A 17,831-nucleotide genomic window follows, 5' to 3' on the forward strand; every position below is an offset into this window, starting at 1 on the left:
TAGCGTGCTACTACAACGGTTTTGTTTTAAATACCCACCGTTCACTCAACATAAAGTTGCTCAGCATCCCAACAAGCACGCCCATAACTAACGCGATGTAAACTGTAATTGGACCTTCACCTAATACATTAAGAACACTTCTAAACGTAATGAAATTGGGAATAGCTGACATTGACGCAGAGCCTATAAACTTGGCCCATTGCAGAAATTTAGGCTGCTTATTCGAATGGACGAATGTATAACAACGATTCCCAAACCACGTAACGCAAGCAGCGCCGAAAAAGGCGATAACGCGAGATAAATAGACATCGAGTTCGCACAAGTAAAGCGCCATTGAAAAGAGTACAGCATCGGCAATAAAGCCGATGCTGCCTATCAGTGCAAATTTGAACAATGCTTTGTGCTGGTTCATTTTGCTTTGCACGTGTACAAGGTTCGTTCGCTTTGCGCGGTATAATTGACGACGCAGGTAAGTTGCCTCTCCTCGACAAGATCTTCAATAGCGGACTTCTCTCCAACTAATTGAAATGGAACGTCAGTTTTGAGCTCGTGACCATCTTTCAGATGCTTTGCTTGGCCTTGGCTGTAAAATTGCCCAGAAAAAGGACGCTTGCCCAAGTAGAATGTGGGTAGCGTGTGATTGGCGTGACTGAAAATACCTTTGTCGCTGCGTTTATCGGCAACAAACAGATGGATGTAAGCAACGGCAGCAATCAATATCAATGGCATAGCCGCGGCAGAGAGTTGAAACCATTTTTTGTGATGGTCAGTGCCTTTCGCCAATATGGTGATTAATAAACCCAACGCGGGAATGCCTGGCAGAACATACGCGGGTAGTATGTTTCCCGATAACGTGAAAAGTAGTAACGGGGATAACATCCATAGAGTGAGAAAACTCAGCAGCCCATGGCTTTCCGTCGAAAGGGATTTGATTTGATGCCTTTTGTTCCACACAAGAATAGGTAAAACGATTGACCACGGAAGCGCGGCATAGAGGAAAAATAGCCAAATCATGCCTCTTGGTTCATCGTGAGCGCTGCCGTACAGATCGCCTTCCCAGCCACTGACAACAAAACGATTAAAGTGCTCGCCAACAAGAAAATAGTTTAAGAAACCGGGTGTCGCTTGCTCTGCTAACAGATACCAAGGAGCAGAGATAACGAGCATCAGTAGTGAGCCGGTAATGATGGGAAAGCGAGACCAAAGCTCTTTAAAAGCGCCCAAAAAGCCATGCTGAAACATGAGCCAAGGCGCAACCGCTAGGCCGACTAGCACGATGATCAAAGGCCCTTTAGCGAGCAAGCCAATAGCTAAACCGACAAAGCCGACATAACCCCATACTTTGTTACCACGCCAGCAGAAGTAGACACCAAGCATCGCAATGGTCATACCCAACGTCAGTGCCATATCGGTCATTACTGCGCCAGCAGAAACGGCAAATACAGCGCATGTTGAAATGACTAAAGCTGTGACAAGTGCACTGTATCCAGATTTTCTAGCGAGAAAAGCCATTAAACTAACCACTACGAGACCCGCGAGCCAATGTGGAGCACGAACTGCGAATTCATTTAAACCAAACAGCTCAATACCCGTAGCGCTCATCCAAGTAAATAGGGGAGGCTTGCCCCAAAAGGGAACACCGTAATCAAACTGTGGGGTAAGCCAATTGCCTGTTTCGACCATTAATCTTGCCATTTCTCCGTAACGCGCTTCCGTAGTATCCATTAATGGGTAGGCACCGAGGGAGAGTAAGCGAATTAGAAGAACCGAGATTAATATGACCCATAGGTAGACGTGATTAAGCCTCATGCTCTTTTCTCCATCGAACGGGTCTTGTTTTGTCCAGATCGTTCGACCACGGATTGAATGAGATAAAGTGGGCGGTTTTTAACTTCAATGAATATTCGACCAATGTATTCTCCCAACACGCCAATACTTAATAGTTGAATCCCCCCCAATGCCAATTGAACGACCATCATGGATGGGTAGCCGGAAACCAGCTCACCAAACAGCAAAGTTTTTGAAATGATGATTAAACCGAATACAAAGGCAACGAATGCAATCAGCCCTCCTATGATGGTCGCTAAGCGAAGGGGGCGAATAGAGAAGGACGTTATACCGTCGACGGCTAAACCAAGCAGCTTGAGGTAGTTCCACTTTGTTTCACCGCAATAGCGTGCATCTCGATCAAACGGTAGCGTTGTTTGACGAAACCCCGGCCATGCGAAGATGCCTTTCATATAACGATTGGATTCGCTCAGGCTACAAATATGATCGACGACTTCACGACTTAACAGGCGAAAGTCGCCAACGTTTTCGGGTATGTCACTTTTAACTAACAAGTTTAGAACGCGATAAAATGTCGATGCTGAGAATTGTTTAAACCAACTTTCACCGTGTCGATTCCTACGCTGCATGTTGACAACATCGAACCCCTTACGCCACTCTTGTAGCATGCTTGGAATCAATTCTGGTGGGTCTTGCAAGTCTGCATCAAGCAAGATAACCGCAAGGCCTTTACTGTGCTCGAGCCCCGCTGTTACTGCGTACTCCTTGCCAAAGTTTCGGCTTAAACAGATGTTCACTACGTTGCTCGAAGTTATTGGCAGTGTATCAACGAGGCGATTACTATCATCGGTACTGCCATCGTCGATATAAACGATTTCGCAAGATTCTTCTATAGAATCTAAGACCTTATTTAGACGAGCGTGGAATTCACCTAATACTTCTCGCTCATTATAATAAGGTACAATGATAGACACGGTAACGGGTGGTTTCGGCTGGTGAGTAACGAGTGATATCGGGCTCATACGATTTGCCTTGTTTGGGTTAAGGGAGCCAGGAGCGTCAATCAAATCGGCTCTGGCAATGTATGAGTGTTATATCAATAGACATGTGAAAACTATGTCATCCACATTTTTTTCACATCCGATCTGGATGCTTATCCGTTATATAGAGAGTACTGCTTCAAAACGTATTCAAACTCAAGGTAATTTGGGTATTCATAGTGACGACAAACGATAGGGCAAAATAACCATGAAAAAAATTCTACTGGTGGAGGATAACCGCGAGGTGGCGGGTATTTTGTTTGATTATTTTGAGTATCTTGGAATGGAACTTGATTATGCAGACAACGGTGAGCTTGGATTGCAATTGGCTCTGGAAGGTCGCTTTGACGTGATATTACTTGATCTAATGCTACCAAGAATGGATGGATTAACGGTTTGTAATAAGCTGAGAGAAGCGGGTAATAATACGCCGGTGTTAATGCTAACCGCATTAGATAATAGAGAAGATATGCTGAATGGCTTTCAGCATGGTGCAGATGACTACCTGACTAAGCCATTTGATCTTGAAATTCTAGAAGCAAGAATGAAGGCGTTAGTGAGGCGTTATAAGGGAGAAGTCGCCAGTGCTAGCGTACAATTCGGCCAAATTAGAATTGATCAAAAGAAGAGGCAAGCGTACCGACAAGATAAGCCACTAGCACTAAACCCCACGACTTATACCATTCTGGAATTATTGTGTAATAAGGCACCCGACGTGGTAAGCCGCGAAGAGATAGCTGAGAAACTATGGCAAGAAAATGAGCCAAATAACGATGTATTGAGAAGCCATATTTACCAATTACGTAACCAGCTTGATAAGCCTTTTCCAACGCCAATGCTCATTACTGTACCCAAAATAGGCTTTCGCCTAGAGGAGCAGTAATGGTCGACCGATTTTTTACCAATACCAAGTCACTGACGAGCCGATTAGCGCTTTTTTTTACCTTTGTTTCCATCGTTGTGGGTGTTGTTACTTTCCTCGTATTTATCGCTGCGCTTCAGTGGTCTGAAGATAGAGTCGGTGAACGACGTATTTTGATTGACCGTGATGAAGCTGTTCAACGCTACATTGCAGGGGAGAGTGGTGAACTACGCATTGACTCGCTTACTACAGCATATAACGACTTAAGTTTGCTCCCTGAGCCTTACCGAGAGTTCGCTACAGGAAAAGAGAGTTTTGTCGGGGAAATTGGCGACACGTTAGACCCTCTATCACAGATGCTTTTTGTTGGGCATTACTGGTTTGAAGGTCAAAAAATACCAATTGTGCTGTTAACCCAGATCGACAGAGTAGAGTTTGGGCTTGATGAGCTGATTTATTCAACCAGTCTTGTTATTGGTTTCGTTGCTGCGCTTATGTTTATGTTTGGTGCGTTACTGTATCGTCTTTCTCAACGTTTGATAGAGCCAGTGAATAGCCTTGCTAATCAATTAGGTGAGCTGTCTGGTGATGCTCAGCAACCGTTTGAAATTGGTGGAAATGCAGCCATTGAATTCCAAACATTGACGAATAGACTTAACAAGTACCGTACCGATATTCATTCTTTGATTAAACGAGAACAAGCCTTTTCACGCTATGCAAGCCACGAGCTGAGAACGCCTTTAACGATTATTAGAGGCGCTAATGGGCTGCTAACAAAAAGCCAACCAAGTGATTTTCAACATAAGCAGGTTGAACGAATAGGTAATGCCAGCTACCAGATGGGGACAATGATTGACGCCCTTTTAAGTTTAGTTCGGTATGAAAAGGAACAGGATGAGGCCGACGTACGAGCTTTAACCGAGCGAGAACTTAAAACGGTCATAGAGCAAAATTCAGTTCAAGCGTCGAGTAAAGATTTGAATCTTAAGTTAGTTGTTGAATCAGAGCCGATGATAAAAGCCTCTAGCGCCGTGGTTAATATGATTTTGGGTAACTTAGTTCGTAATGCCATTGCAGCGACGAATAACGGTTCGGTCACCGTCACTCTCTCTGATTCAATATTGTTGGTGGAGGATGAAGGAGAGGGGATGATAGAAACCCCTAACCGTGATGGACACGGGCTAGGTTTACTCATCGTGGACGATTTCTGTCAGCGTTACGGTTGGCAATTTAATCTAGCCAATAGAGAACAACGTGGATGCAGAGCAGAAATACGCTTTGAACCTCTTACCTAACAAACGTTAGATTGATAATCCTAACCAGACTTTACTTATTAAGTAGGGTTAGTCTGATAAGTATCGGCATTTAAGTCTCGTTCGATGACAAGTATATTACCATCTGTGAAGTAATCATGCTCCTCATCATGCTTTATTGGTGAGGTGGCTAGCTTAAAACGAATTGAATGGTCTGGCAGTTGTTGTATTTGTTGAGCGAGGAGATCGCGCTCGTAATCAACGTTGGGTTCAATGCTATGTAAAACAGTGACAATCCCAGAGTACGGAGTTAGCTGGAGGCCATTGTCATAACTCAGTGCACCGACCCATACCTTCTTTCCAGCTGATGGGGCATTTCCGTCACCTTGCCACGTACCGACACTCCACCACCTAATATGGCTGCGTTTCATCAAATCGCCGGGTAGCTGAAAGGCCATATTCTGTGGCTTCCCATTCCAAAAAAGGTCCGATACCGGTGGTGTTTTACTGCTTAATAGATTCAGATAATCGTTCCATTCAATGTTATTTCTTGAAAAGGTTTTATTTTCTATCCAACCTAAACCTAGCATGGCGGGACGAGGCGTTTCGCCAATGTATATAACGTTGATCGCCTGAGCATCATAAACGGCTGAACGACCGGGAAACGCTTTGAGTGAAAGACCCTTTACCGAAGAAATTACGGTTTGAGGCGAGGTAAGATCAAGTTCAGCAACAAGATCATCAGCACGTAAGAAAAAATGACTGTAGTTTGCGGCCAGTGCAGCAATGGTAAAGAGAAGACCGGCTTTTAAACCTAGCCAACGCCACTTTTTATAAAGGCCGATAAAGACAAATATAAGCGTTGAAGCAACGATTAATAGACTATATAAGTGCTCGTGAGCAAACAGGAGAATGTCACTAATAAAAGGGATGGATTCAACACCGTAACTCAGTAAGTATCCCCAAATAATAAACTGCCCAACGCCGAGAATAAGCCCAATGCTCGATAGAATAGTAAAGCGACGATAAGGTATTCGGTTTACTCCTGCCAAAAACGGTACAACCCAAGCGACAGGCCCAAGAAGGCGAGAAAATATTAAGACGGAACGCTCTTTTTTAAGCATGAATAATCGAGCTCTAGCAAAGGGTTTCCTATATTTTGGTTGCCACCGAGTAAGCTTCCGTTGAGCATCTTTTCCGATGGTTCTTCCTATCCAATAGCTGGCCTGATCACCTATCCAAGCTCCAGATAATACGAGGACGACACCGAGCCATGTTCCTTGGTGTAATTGATAGCCTGCAGCAATCAAAAATGGCTCACCAGGAACGAAAAGGTTTGGACCAATCAGTGCATCCAACATAGCGCCCATAAATAGGCTTATCGCGCCTAAGCTCGATGCATCAAAAGTCATCTAAATTAATTCCTATATATTCGCTTTTATAAATAACTTTTCACAGAAATAGTCTTTTACTTGATTGCTATTTGACCGTATTAAATAAAAACAATGATGTGTTAATAGCAGGCGTTACTATTGTTCGTAAGTAATATTAATGTTCGTTATCTCTATTACTGTTCGTTATAGTGGCCAAATTTGTATTCCATCTCATTCTTTTTCATTTCTCCTAGGAAGAAACGGCGAAGGTTGGCTTTTAAATAGGTGAGACCTGTTGTCACAATGCCATCTTGATCTAATCGTCTTGGATCAAAACCAAAGGTCGAATTTAGGAAACGAAAACGCCACGTTTTACTTGCTCTTTTAACGTAGTCACAGTCTTCACACAGCACAATTTCTTCATCAAAACCATTCAGATCTTTGTGAGCACGCTGGGTGGAAAAAATGCAGGCGCCAACAGCGGTAGGGTAAAAAAACTGTGTGGTGAATAGGCCGATGTTAAACAGCGTATAGCCCAACTTATGGACCAAGGAAAGTGCTTGTGAACCCATATATACACCAGCAACTTCTAGCTTTTTATTTTCTAATTGGGTCAAAGTGTCACTTAGAAAATTCGCACTTAGTCTGACATCGGCATCTAAGAATAATAGGCGTTGATTATTTGCCAGTGAGGCCCCTTGATTACGGCCTAAGCTAACCCCTCGATTCTTCATTTTGTGAATGATCAAGTTCGGTAGTCTCGATTCAAACGTTTGAGCTACGTCGCAGGTGGCATCGTCACTGTTTGAATCGACGAGAATAACTTCGAAATCACGGAAGTATTGGCGGCTTAGGTCGTCCATCAAGCGAGCAATACGTTTTTCTTCATTTAGGGTGATAACAACAATACTTAATTTGCTCATAACGTGCTCCAAAGTTATATCTATAATTGTGTTAGGGATATCTTGTTCTCCCTTGGGGATAGGGGACGTAGAAACTTTATCTGATGAGCTGTGGAAAAAATGTATAAACGAAGGGCGGTTCGATTCAACGAGTAAGGGGTTAGTAAAATAGCGTTCTGCACTAGCAAAACTGAATATTTCGCTAAGCAACATATTATCTTTCAAAGTTAACAGGGCTTTGGCACCAGAGATCACAATGCCTTTTATTCGGCTATATGTTAATTCTCGATAATCTTTCGTCCAATCAAGGCCCTTGTCGAAAATTAGAGGCAATTGGAATCTTAATCTCAACGCTTTGATTAGCTTGGATTAATCATTGTTGGCTGTTATATGGATATTTGTGATGTAGCTAAAGTATTTCCAATTTGTTTACAGTATTAACATCAATCAATTGCTAACCTTCTAATAGAAGAGTTTTCACTGATCAAAACCTGTGATCTTACAGGTATAGGCTTGGTTATATAATGGATGTAGTTACGAACAGTAGGCTGGTAAAAGTCGTACGCTATTTTCCTTTTGCATTAGTGTGTGTATTTATCAGTATCTTAGTTGTAATGCTTGTCCATGGGAACCAAAAAGAAACTAAACGACTTGTTGGTAGCTTAGAGTCAGAATATATTGAAAATCAAAAGAATACCGTTCAACAACGAGTCGATGCCGCGGTTAAAAAGTTAGACTATGAGCGTAATCTGACGGTTGATGTGCTTAAAAATAGCATTCACACTCGAATACTGGAAGCTCATCAAATCGCAACCAATATCTACGCCAAAAACACTAATAAAGCTCCCTCTGTAGTTCAAAAAAACATTTATGATGCGCTTTCAGCTATTCGATTTAATGAGGATCGAGGCTATTTTTTTATGTTCACAATGGAAGGCATTAATGTACTTCACCCCTTACTTCCTCAAATAGAAGGCCAATCAAAAATTGGCCTTAAAGATGTAAAAGGGAAGTTCATTTTAAAAGAACATATCGATCTCATTGCTCAGGCCGAATCGGGAGAAGCTTTTTATCGCTGGTGGTTTAAAAAGCCGGGTCACGGTGATGAAGAGTTTGAGAAAATCGGCTTTGGTAAATACTTTGCGCCCTATGATTGGTTCATTGGAACTGGCGAATATGTTGCAGATGTTGAGTCTGATATTCAAAAAGGACTGCTTGAGTGGTTTTCAGGTTATCGCTTTGAAAACGACAGTTATGTCGCGGTGATTGATTCCGAAGGCCTAGTTCTTTCTCATCGAGAGACAAAGAAAATTGGTAAGACTTGGCGTTATTGGCAAACAATGAAAGTAAGAGAAGCTAATGCTAGTCGTCTGGGCTTTTTCTTTAACAGTGATGATGAGAAAGGTAATCAAGATAGGCTGTTTTACATCAATCAATATGAACGTTGGGGTTGGACATTAGTGTCTGAAGTTCCTCTAGCTCTGTTAGATCCATTGTTAGCGGTTAAAGAGAAAGAACTGCTTAGTAAAGGGAAGATTGCGTTATACCAACTACTTATTACCTGTTTTATTTTCGCACTGCTCCTTGGTGGGCTTTCACTTTGGGCTGGCAATTATGTTAATCGACGTTTTTTTGAATTTCAAAATAGAATTCAGGATAGTTTTTTAAAGCTGAAAGAGAGTCAGCAGGAGCTCCAATATCTCGCCCATCACGATTCGCTCACAGGCTTAGCGAATAGAATAAAACTGAGTCAGGAGATAGACAATTCAATCGCTCGATGTCATAGAGAGCATACGATGCTTGCCGTTATGTTTGTCGATCTCGATGATTTCAAAAAGGTCAACGACCAGTATGGTCATAAGATTGGCGATCTTCTACTCATTGTCATTAGCGAGAAAATACAAGCGATTCTGGGTAAGAATGACATCGCGGCAAGGTTTGGTGGTGACGAGTTCATAGTGTGTTTTAGTGGGTTAACAACCAGAGAAGAAATCGAAGCAAAGTCGAGAGAAGTTCAAGCACTATTTGACAGTGCCACTATCTTGAATGGTGTGAAGCTCAAAGTCTCTAGTAGTGTAGGGGTTGCTATCTATCCTTTAGATGGCGATAACGAAACCGATCTAATTAGTAAAGCAGACTTAGTTCTGTATCGTACTAAAGAGGTCAATAAAGGAGCTGTGCTGTTTTATAGCGAAGATATAAATGAGCAAATCCAATATCAGTTCTCTATTGAAGATGAGCTTGTTTATGCCCTTTCAAATAGTGAGATTGATGTTGTCTATCAGCCACAGATAGACGCGAAAACGGAAGAGATAAAATCTGTTGAAGCGTTATGTCGATGGAATAACGCTAAACTCGGCAATATTCCCCCAGATCAGTTTATTCCAATTGCTGAATTGAAAGGGTTGATAGAGCCAATTGGTGAATATGTTTTTGTAAAAGCGTGCACTGATATCTTAAGGTTGAATAGGGGATTAATTAAGCCAGTTGGTCTATCGGTGAACATCTCACCAGTTCAGCTGTTAGCTTCTGACTTTGCGTTATATTTAAAGCGGTTAACTGAAAAAGTCGGTATTGACAGTCATTTTATCACGCTAGAGATTACTGAAAATATACTCATAGAAGATGTAGAATTAATAAAGATGATATTGGAGCAGTTAAAGCAGTTTGGTTTTGGTATCTCTTTGGATGATTTTGGAACCGGCTACTGTTCTATGAACTACCTAAGCCAATTGCCGATTACAGAGATAAAAATTGATCGTACCTTTGTTGATCTTCTTGGTAAGGATGACCAAGTTGATAACGTTGTTCATTCAATACTCGCAGTTGCAGAGGTGTCTGAGCTTATTGTTGTTGCAGAAGGGGTAGAAACTGACTCCCAAAGAGAGTGGTTAACGAAAAGCGGTTGCCAACTACTCCAAGGTTACTATTACAGTAAGCCAATAGCCCTTGATGATTTAATACGAAAATACTCAAACAAGAGCCAACCAATGAATGGCACTTAATAGTGTGGACTATTCGCTCCTCACTTCTGCTCACAAATACTACGAACGATTCTTACGCACGAACCACTATTTTCCTCGCAACCAATTCCACCCCTGGGTTATAACGCTTTTGTGAAGCATTGAGAGCAAGCTCTAAGGCGCTGTCACAGATCAAATCGAACTGTTGAGGCAGTGAGTTTATTTTGAACGGTAAGAAGTCGAGCAGGCGATTATCACCAAAGGTAGCCAGTTTTACCTGTTCCATTAATTCTGGTCGTTCAGAGAACATATCTAACACGCCTTCAAGCAATGTATATGACGTAGTCACTATCGCATCTGGTAGAGTATCGGACTCAACCCAGTGGGCTATCTGTGCGTAACCATCTTGTCGATTAAAGTGATCGCCATAACCGATTATGGTTTTAACACTCTTATCATTAGCTGCACTATCAAAACCCAGTTGACGCTCTTTGGAAATATTAAGCTCAGGTAGCGCGCCGATAAGCCCAATGGTTTTAGTAGTCGAATCAATAACGGACTGAGTTAATTCAAAAGCGGCGCTGTAGTCCTCGCTGACAATACAAGCAAAATGTTCGTCATCTAGTGGTCTATCTATGGCGATAACAGGCGTACCTGCTTGCTGAATAGGAAGATAAAACTCGTTGGCATCAGGTAAGGCACTAGCAACAAAAAGAGCATCGATACGCCTTGAAACAAGCGCTTCAGTTACTTTCTTTTCTGTTTCAGGATCGTCGTCAGAACAACCGATTAGAATCTGATAGCCTGCTTTACGAGAATTCTGCTCTAAGATTTTAGCAATACGAGCGTAACTAGTGTTTTCTAAATCAGGAATGATTAGCCCAAAAGATCGGCTGCTACCCGCCCGTAAAGATGAGGCTGCATGATCTGGGCGATAGTTATGTTCCTGAACAACGGCCATTACTTTTTGCTGGGTTTTTTGTGAAATGCGGTACTTTTGTGCTTTGCCATTAATGACATAGCTCGCTGTGGTCTTAGATACTCCAGCGAGCTTTGCAACTTCATCTAATGTCATTTCTGATCCTTTTTGTGTCATTGATCATATAAATAAAAACCGACGATCATCATGGCTTGCATTATACGCTGAATCGATTCAGTATAAAAGCTGAAAGGATTCAGCAAGGTTCACAAATTTTTATATTTGTTTAAGTCCTTACTTAATCCTCATGGCATCGAGAGTGTGGTATGTACGATGTCGGTTTTTTTTAACTGATTGCTGAATCGATTCAGCAATCAGCGAAATACAAATAAGCAGCGTGCGAATTACGAAATCGCATCACATTGAGGCAAGCAGTTATGCTCACATTGACAACAAATGACATTATTTTAAATCAGTCTTTCAGCGACAAGATTGAGGCCATTACATCCATTGCTTCTGATTTATCGAGTAAAGGTTACGTTAAAGGTGGCTATGTAGAGGGCATGCTCGATCGTGAGTCTCAAAACTCAACCTACCTAGGCAATGGTATTGCTATTCCTCACGGTACAACTCAAACGCGAGGTTTGGTTAGTCAAACTGGTGTGGTACTTCATCATTTCCCTAAAGGTATTAATTGGGGTGATGGAAATATCGTCTATGTCGCGATTGGTATTGCTGCTCAGTCAGACGAGCATCTAGGAATTCTAAAGCAGTTAACCAATGTCTTGTCTGGTGATGATGTCGAATCGCAATTAAAACAAGCAAAAACAAAGCAGCAACTCATTGCTATTTTAAATGGCGATGTCCAGCAGTCGATTCAATTCTCTCCATCGTTAATTCAGCTTCAATTTCCTGCAACAGACATGATTCAAATAAGTGCTGTTGCCAGTGGTTTACTACGAAATCAAGGCTGTGTTGACGCTGAGTTTGTTTCTGATGTTATCACTAAAGAGCCAACGCATTTAGGTGATGGATTGTGGTTAGTAAGTGGCCAACATGCAGCTAAGAAAACGGCAATGGCTTTTGTATCGGTAGCTCAAGATATAGATGTCAATGATAAGCCAGTTAAGGCGTTAATCGTGATTTCGGCGAGCAATCAAGTTCATCAACCAGTGTTGGACAAGTTAACTGATCTTGTGTTCAACAAGCAGCAATCTTCTTTGTTTTCAATGTCAGAATCTGAATTGGTGTCATTGTTCTCGGGCGATGAGAATGCGAATGCGAAATCATCACCGGCTCATTCAACACAAGACGCTGAAAGTGACAATATACACAGCGCAGAGTTCAAAATTAAGAATGCACATGGTCTGCATGCTAGGCCGGGTGCAATGCTAGTCGCAGAAGCTAAGAAGTTTGAATCCACCATTAAAGTGGCCAACCTTGATGGTGACAGTGTGCAAGTGAATGCAAAGAGTTTAATGAAAGTAATCTCCCTAGGCGTGAAACACGGTTATACCCTGAAGTTCACCGCCGATGGTCATGACGCTAAACAGGCAATTGCATCGATTGGAAAAGCGATTGAATCCGGCTTAGGTGAGGGTTAATCGATGAGTAATCAAACGAGAAAGGTCGTCACCATTACGCTTAATCCAGCACTCGATTTAACTGGGCATCTTCCTTGTATCAACAGTGGAAGCGTTAGCCTTGTTGATAAAGGATCGCTTCACGCAGCAGGCAAGGGTGTCAATGTTGCAAAAGTGCTCTCAGAACTGGGTGCGAAAGTGACTGTGACGGGCTTTCTAGGTACTGATAACCAAGAGCTTTTTTGTCAGCTTTTTGAGCAGATTGGTGCAACAGACCATTTTGTTAGAGTCGCAGGTTCAACTCGCATCAACGTCAAATTGGTAGAAGAGTCCGGCAGCGTAAGTGATATCAACTTTCCTGGTGTAGAGGTGACTGCGGAAGCGATTGTCGAATTTGAAGAGAGGCTACTCACTCTCGCTGAAGACCATGATTATTTTGTTATCGCTGGTAGCCTCCCGCCGGGTATCTCTCCAGAGCAGTGTGCAATTTGGATTGAAAAACTGCGTTCACTGAATAAAAAAGTCATTTTTGATAGCAGCCGTAGCGCCTTAGCGGTTGGTATTGAATCAGAACCTTGGTTGATTAAGCCAAATGAAGAAGAACTTTCGCAACTTATGGAAGCCTCTTTATCAACACTAGCCGAATGTAAGCAAGCAGCCGAAGCTCTTGCGAACAAGAATATTGAAAATGTTGTTGTTTCAATGGGCGCTGATGGTGTGATGTGGCTAAACCAAGGTCAATGGCTACAAGCAAAGCCGCCAAGAATGAAAGTCGTTAGTACGGTAGGGGCAGGGGATACCTTGGTCGCGGGCTTGTGCTGGGGACATATGCAAGAGATGAATCAAACCGATTTACTTCAATTCGCAACGGCACTTTCTGCATTAGCAGTCACGCAAGTTGGAGTTGGGATACCAACACTAGAACAATTAAACACTCTACAAACACAAACTCAGATAGACATTATAAGCCAGTAGCGTTAGCTACAAGGCCAACAAGGAAAAGGGTCAACATTATGAAAATTGCCATCATTACCGCTTGCCCAAGCGGTGTTGCCAACAGTGTTATTGCCGCTGGTTTACTGAAGAAAGCAGCAGAAACATTAGAACATGACGCACACATTGAATGTCATTCAAGCGTTGTCGATAATCAAGCTTTAACCACGCAACAGATCGCCGATGCTGACGTTGTGGTTATGGCAGCGAATACGCCTGTTGATACCACGCGCTTCATTGGTAAACGCGTACATCAAGCAACGATTTCTGATTGCACAACCGATGCTATTGCGTTCCTAGAATCAGCGGTGACACACGCGGAAGTACTTGAATCGAACCAAGCTGTGACTTTGCATGTAGAAGCGGGTACGCAAGCAACGACGAAGATTGTTGCTATTACCGCTTGTCCTACTGGTGTTGCGCATACCTTTATGGCGGCTGAAGCGTTAGAAAAAGAGAGTGCTCGATTAGGCCATAGTATTAAGGTCGAGACTCGTGGTTCTGTTGGTGCGAAGAATCAACTAACCGATCAGGATATCGAGCAAGCCGATCTTGTGATCATAGCTGCGGACATTGAAGTGCCTCTTGATCGTTTCAATGGTAAAAAGCTGTACCGAACTAGTACTAGCCTAGCGCTGAAAAAAACCGAGCAGGAGATCAATAAAGCATTTGTTGATGCTACGCCATATCAACATAGCGGTAGTGCAACTCAGTCTGGTGCAAATGAAGAGAAGAAAGGTGCGTACAAACACTTAATGACTGGTGTATCTCACATGCTTCCAGTGGTTGTTGCGGGTGGTTTGATTATCGCGATTTCATTTATCTTTGGTATCGAAGCGTTCCAAGAAGAGGGCACATTAGCCGCAGCATTGATGACAATTGGTGGAGGTTCTGCCTTCGCTCTAATGATTCCAGTATTAGCCGGTTTTATTGCTTTCTCTATTGCTGACCGTCCGGGTCTTGCCCCTGGTTTAATTGGTGGCATGTTAGCAAGCTCGACAGGTGCCGGTTTCCTTGGTGGTATTGCCGCAGGTTTTATCGCAGGTTACTCAGCGAAACTGATTGCGGATAAAGTGTCATTGCCACAATCGATGGAAGCCCTTAAACCCATTTTAATCATCCCTTTTGTCGCGAGCTTGTTTACTGGCCTTGTCATGATTTACATCGTTGGTGGACCGGTCTCTGGCATCATGTCTGCGATGACCGATTTCTTGAACAACATGGGTTCAGCGAATGCAGTACTGCTAGGTGTGATTCTTGGTGCAATGATGTGTTTCGACTTAGGTGGACCAATTAACAAAGCGGCCTATACATTTGGTGTTGGTTTATTAGCATCACAGACTTATGCTCCAATGGCGGCAATCATGGCTGCGGGCATGGTTCCAGCATTAGGTATGGGTCTTGCGACTTGGCTTGCGAAAGATAAATTTGAAGCGAGTGAGCGTGAAGCGGGTAAAGCATCATTTGTGCTTGGTTTATGTTTTATCTCTGAAGGTGCGATTCCATTTGCAGCGAAAGATCCTATGCGCGTTATCCCGGCGTGTATGGCGGGTGGTGCATTAACTGGTGCTCTTTCAATGCTGTTCGGTGCGCAACTTATGGCGCCTCACGGCGGCCTATTTGTATTGCTTATTCCTGGCGCGATTTCACCAATCCTAATGTATTTAGTTGCGATAGCAGCAGGAACAGCTGTAACTGGCTTTGGTTATGCGTTCTTGAAACAAAGAGAGCAAGCAAAAGACGTTGCTACAGCATAGGCTTTTAGTGAGGCTTGTTTAGAAATGTTATCTTCATTTGGATGCAGCCCCCTATAGAAATGCATCACAGCGCTACTTTGGTAGCGCTTTTTTTATTTCGTTTGAGTCGATGTTTCTAGAGGAACCCACTTCAAAGCGCCATTAGTTTCAAAATCATTCGCTTCTTTACAAATCATATAATGCTCACCGACTTGGAGAATTGAACCCAGAGAATAGGCTTGATCTTGGTAGTAGCAGACTCGCTTACCAATGTCCGCGGCGTTAACACCAATAATAGCTTTCCCTGGGGTGGATATGATTTTAGCATTCAAAGGGTTAGCAAAGACTGCTATCAATAACATGAGCTTATATTTCATCGTACCTTCCTACTGTAATATTGCGCTTCAATCCCATCGACGTTGATACCTAGGTAGCATACTTTCATTGCCCAAGATTCCACCTTGATGGATATAAATCAGCGTCTTATTTTTTAAGTATTGCTTATGTTCGAGCAAACAGCGCCACATCATTGGGTCATAGAGCAAATCAAACTCCACATAGGTATGCTCTAACAATTGTTGCCAAATAAGATAATCCTCTTGGTATAGCCTACCAAAATGATGTTTGTCTTCTAAGGTTAGTATTTCAGGATGAGAGTCTGCTTCTAACTCTGAAAATTGCTCCGTGAGATAGTCAGCACCACCGACACATGGACATGTAACGACATTGATTCCGTGCGGCTTAAGGTACTTGTTCAAATACAGTGAGGTTGTACCCGTACCGGAAGGAAGCGCAACAACATAATTTCGGTCCGAATCATATTTGGTCCATAGCAAAATCTCTTCTGCCAGTTCCTTAACGCCAAACTCAGCGATTGGAGAGCGGCCACCTTCTGGAATGAAAATGCAGTCATTACTAGGCTTACGAATCGTCTCAATGAACTGTTTGGGATGAATAGACTCTTGAGATTGCTCACTCACAGCAATGACCTTAGCACCTAGATCAAGTGCACCACGATAGTTACCTGTTGGTTTTTGCTTTAACCAACTTGGTATACGATCAACATAAAACTCCAGTTGCCACCCTTTAATACAAGCCAATGCGGCAAGAGAATACAGAGAGTTTGCTTGAGCGGAACCGTAGCCAATGATGGTTGTGATGGCTGGGTCTTCTATGTTGAGCAGCTGTTTGAATTTTCGGGCTTTGTTACCACTGAACTGACTGTGGAGCTTATCGTCTCGCTTGAGAAAAAACTCTATATCTTGAAAGCGGTGCTGAGTGACGGGGGAGCTATTTAGGATCATTGCAAAGGTCAGGTGTTTTAGTTGCGGTAATTATATCAACTCTGGCATACCTTTGACCATCATATCCGTATATTGCACAGCTTCAAATTAGCGAGCGAAAAATAAAAAAAGCCCAGAACAATCAGGTTCTGGGCAGATACAAACATAGGAGTTAATATGAAAAAGCAGCTTAAACGGCAGTAGCAGTATAAAATCAAGTTTGACGGCCAGAAAAACTCTTTAAAACTCTGCTAACTACACATATTCAGACCGAGCTTTATCCAATCAGTTCCATGTTTCTACAATAAAAATATAACTATTTTTCATTCCTATAATTTTCAATAACTTAAACAAATCCTAAGTCATCTGGTCGGACCAACTTCGATAAGTGTGATGTTAATCGCTTGTTAATTGCTTGTGTCAAACGTATATTTCAAACAGGTGTTTAATACGAGTGATTGAAATGGCAGCCAAGAACGATACAAAAAATAAGATTCTCGATGTGGCTGAAGTGCTTTTTTCAGAGCAAGGATTTAACGACACTTCATTAAGAACGATTACCAGTAAAGCGGGCGTCAATCTAGCATCGGTTAATTATCATTTTGGTGATAAAAAAACGTTAGTTAGAGCCGTACTGGATCGTTATCTCGAAGCGTTTATGCCTGCGTTGAAACAGTCTTTAGAATCATTAAATACACAAGAACACTTTGAAGTTTCAGATGTTTTTGAGTCATTACGTCAGCCATTACGTTCACTAAATAGTGTCAGGCCCGATGGAACAAGCCGATTTATGCTGTTGATTGGGCGCGGTTATACCGACGTACAAGGGCATCTGCGTTGGTTCATTACTACGCGGTATCAAGATGTTTTGTCGCTGTTTACTCAATCGATATTGAAAGCAAACCCTAAACTAACTCAGGAAACACTGTTCTGGCGTCTTCATTTTACGTTAGGAACATGTGTATTCACCTTGGCATCAAGTCAAGCGTTAGCGGAAATTGCTGAGAATGATTTCGGTAGGAAAGTAGATACCAAAGCGGTTGTTGACCTGCTTATCCCATATTTGTCAGCCGGTGTCGCAGCTGACTAACCAAGATGCCGGCCGACTGACTAAACTAAAGCTAAACGAAAAATAA

15 protein-coding genes are annotated in these 17,831 nt (G+C 42.5%); 7 read left to right on the forward strand and 8 right to left on the reverse strand.

Annotated elements, in window-relative coordinates; genetic code table 11:
- Positions 1–10 precede the first annotated feature (10 nt).
- The 3 genes from L4D20_RS10695 to L4D20_RS10705 are packed head-to-tail and all read right to left on the reverse strand — an operon-like array spanning position 11 to position 2,810.
- Positions 11–412 carry a GtrA family protein gene (locus L4D20_RS10695; RefSeq protein ID WP_428801553.1) on the reverse strand — a complete coding sequence of 134 codons (402 nt, stop codon included), beginning with the start codon at positions 410–412 and terminating at the stop codon, positions 11–13.
- Positions 409–1,809 (reverse strand): ArnT family glycosyltransferase, encoded by a 1,401-nt coding sequence (locus tag L4D20_RS10700; RefSeq protein ID WP_428801554.1) that lies wholly within the window; start codon positions 1,807–1,809, stop codon positions 409–411. Before L4D20_RS10700 ends, L4D20_RS10695 begins: the two co-directional genes overlap by 4 nt.
- A complete protein-coding gene (locus L4D20_RS10705) occupies positions 1,806–2,810 on the reverse strand; it encodes a glycosyltransferase family 2 protein (RefSeq protein WP_428801555.1) in 1,005 nt (334 codons plus the stop codon). The genes L4D20_RS10700 and L4D20_RS10705 overlap by 4 nt, the downstream gene beginning before the upstream one ends.
- A 226-nt stretch (positions 2,811–3,036) precedes the next feature.
- Here L4D20_RS10705 and L4D20_RS10710 point away from each other — a divergent pair, with 226 nt between their 5' ends.
- Complete coding sequence (locus L4D20_RS10710) at positions 3,037–3,711, forward strand: response regulator transcription factor (RefSeq protein WP_428801556.1); 675 nt, start codon at positions 3,037–3,039, stop codon at positions 3,709–3,711.
- The gene (locus tag L4D20_RS10715; RefSeq protein ID WP_428801557.1) at positions 3,711–4,985 is read left to right on the forward strand and encodes a sensor histidine kinase; all 1,275 of its coding nucleotides are present in this window, start codon (positions 3,711–3,713) and stop codon (positions 4,983–4,985) included. Before L4D20_RS10710 ends, L4D20_RS10715 begins: the two co-directional genes overlap by 1 nt.
- Positions 4,986–5,023: 38 nt before the next feature.
- Here L4D20_RS10715 and L4D20_RS10720 read toward each other — a convergent pair whose 3' ends face one another.
- Together L4D20_RS10720 and L4D20_RS10725 are read right to left on the reverse strand one after the other, a co-directional pair.
- Entirely contained in the window at positions 5,024–6,355 is a 1,332-nt protein-coding gene (locus tag L4D20_RS10720) for an LssY C-terminal domain-containing protein (RefSeq protein ID WP_428801558.1), read from the reverse strand.
- A 155-nt stretch (positions 6,356–6,510) separates the two neighbouring features.
- Complete coding sequence (locus L4D20_RS10725) at positions 6,511–7,239, reverse strand: glycosyltransferase family 2 protein (RefSeq protein ID WP_428801559.1); 729 nt, start codon at positions 7,237–7,239, stop codon at positions 6,511–6,513.
- A gap of 503 nt (positions 7,240–7,742) precedes the next feature.
- Between L4D20_RS10725 and L4D20_RS10730 the strand changes: the two genes are divergently transcribed.
- Positions 7,743–10,223: a bifunctional diguanylate cyclase/phosphodiesterase gene (locus tag L4D20_RS10730; protein ID WP_428801560.1), complete on the forward strand. Its 2,481-nt coding sequence runs from the start codon at positions 7,743–7,745 to the stop codon at positions 10,221–10,223.
- 52 nt (positions 10,224–10,275) lie between these two features.
- Here the strand turns inward: L4D20_RS10730 and cra are convergent, their stop codons facing one another.
- Entirely contained in the window at positions 10,276–11,256 is a 981-nt protein-coding gene (gene cra, locus L4D20_RS10735) for a catabolite repressor/activator (protein WP_428801561.1), read from the reverse strand.
- A gap of 281 nt (positions 11,257–11,537) precedes the next feature.
- On the opposite strand from cra, the gene fruB reads away from it, so the two are divergent.
- Genes fruB through fruA form a run of 3 tightly spaced genes read left to right on the forward strand, consistent with a single transcriptional unit; the run spans position 11,538 to position 15,433 of the window.
- On the forward strand, positions 11,538–12,704 hold the full coding sequence (gene fruB, locus L4D20_RS10740; protein WP_428801562.1) for a fused PTS fructose transporter subunit IIA/HPr protein: 1,167 nt from the start codon (positions 11,538–11,540) through the stop codon (positions 12,702–12,704).
- A gap of 3 nt (positions 12,705–12,707) precedes the next feature.
- On the forward strand, positions 12,708–13,658 hold the full coding sequence (gene pfkB, locus L4D20_RS10745; protein ID WP_428801563.1) for a 1-phosphofructokinase: 951 nt from the start codon (positions 12,708–12,710) through the stop codon (positions 13,656–13,658).
- Between the two features lie 38 nt (positions 13,659–13,696).
- The gene (fruA, locus tag L4D20_RS10750; protein WP_428801564.1) at positions 13,697–15,433 is read left to right on the forward strand and encodes a PTS fructose transporter subunit IIBC; all 1,737 of its coding nucleotides are present in this window, start codon (positions 13,697–13,699) and stop codon (positions 15,431–15,433) included.
- Between the two features lie 92 nt (positions 15,434–15,525).
- Here fruA and L4D20_RS10755 read toward each other — a convergent pair whose 3' ends face one another.
- Entirely contained in the window at positions 15,526–15,789 is a 264-nt protein-coding gene (locus L4D20_RS10755; protein WP_428801565.1) for a DUF1496 domain-containing protein, read from the reverse strand.
- A 27-nt stretch (positions 15,790–15,816) separates the two neighbouring features.
- The gene (locus L4D20_RS10760) at positions 15,817–16,716 is read right to left on the reverse strand and encodes a 1-aminocyclopropane-1-carboxylate deaminase/D-cysteine desulfhydrase (protein WP_428801566.1); all 900 of its coding nucleotides are present in this window, start codon (positions 16,714–16,716) and stop codon (positions 15,817–15,819) included.
- 442 nt (positions 16,717–17,158) lie between these two features.
- Here L4D20_RS10760 and psrA point away from each other — a divergent pair, with 442 nt between their 5' ends.
- The gene (psrA, locus tag L4D20_RS10765) at positions 17,159–17,785 is read left to right on the forward strand and encodes a TetR family transcriptional repressor PsrA (RefSeq protein ID WP_428801567.1); all 627 of its coding nucleotides are present in this window, start codon (positions 17,159–17,161) and stop codon (positions 17,783–17,785) included.
- Positions 17,786–17,831 lie beyond the last annotated feature (46 nt).

Source organism: Vibrio kyushuensis, assembly GCF_050337325.1.
Taxonomy (GTDB): domain Bacteria; phylum Pseudomonadota; class Gammaproteobacteria; order Enterobacterales; family Vibrionaceae; genus Vibrio; species Vibrio kyushuensis.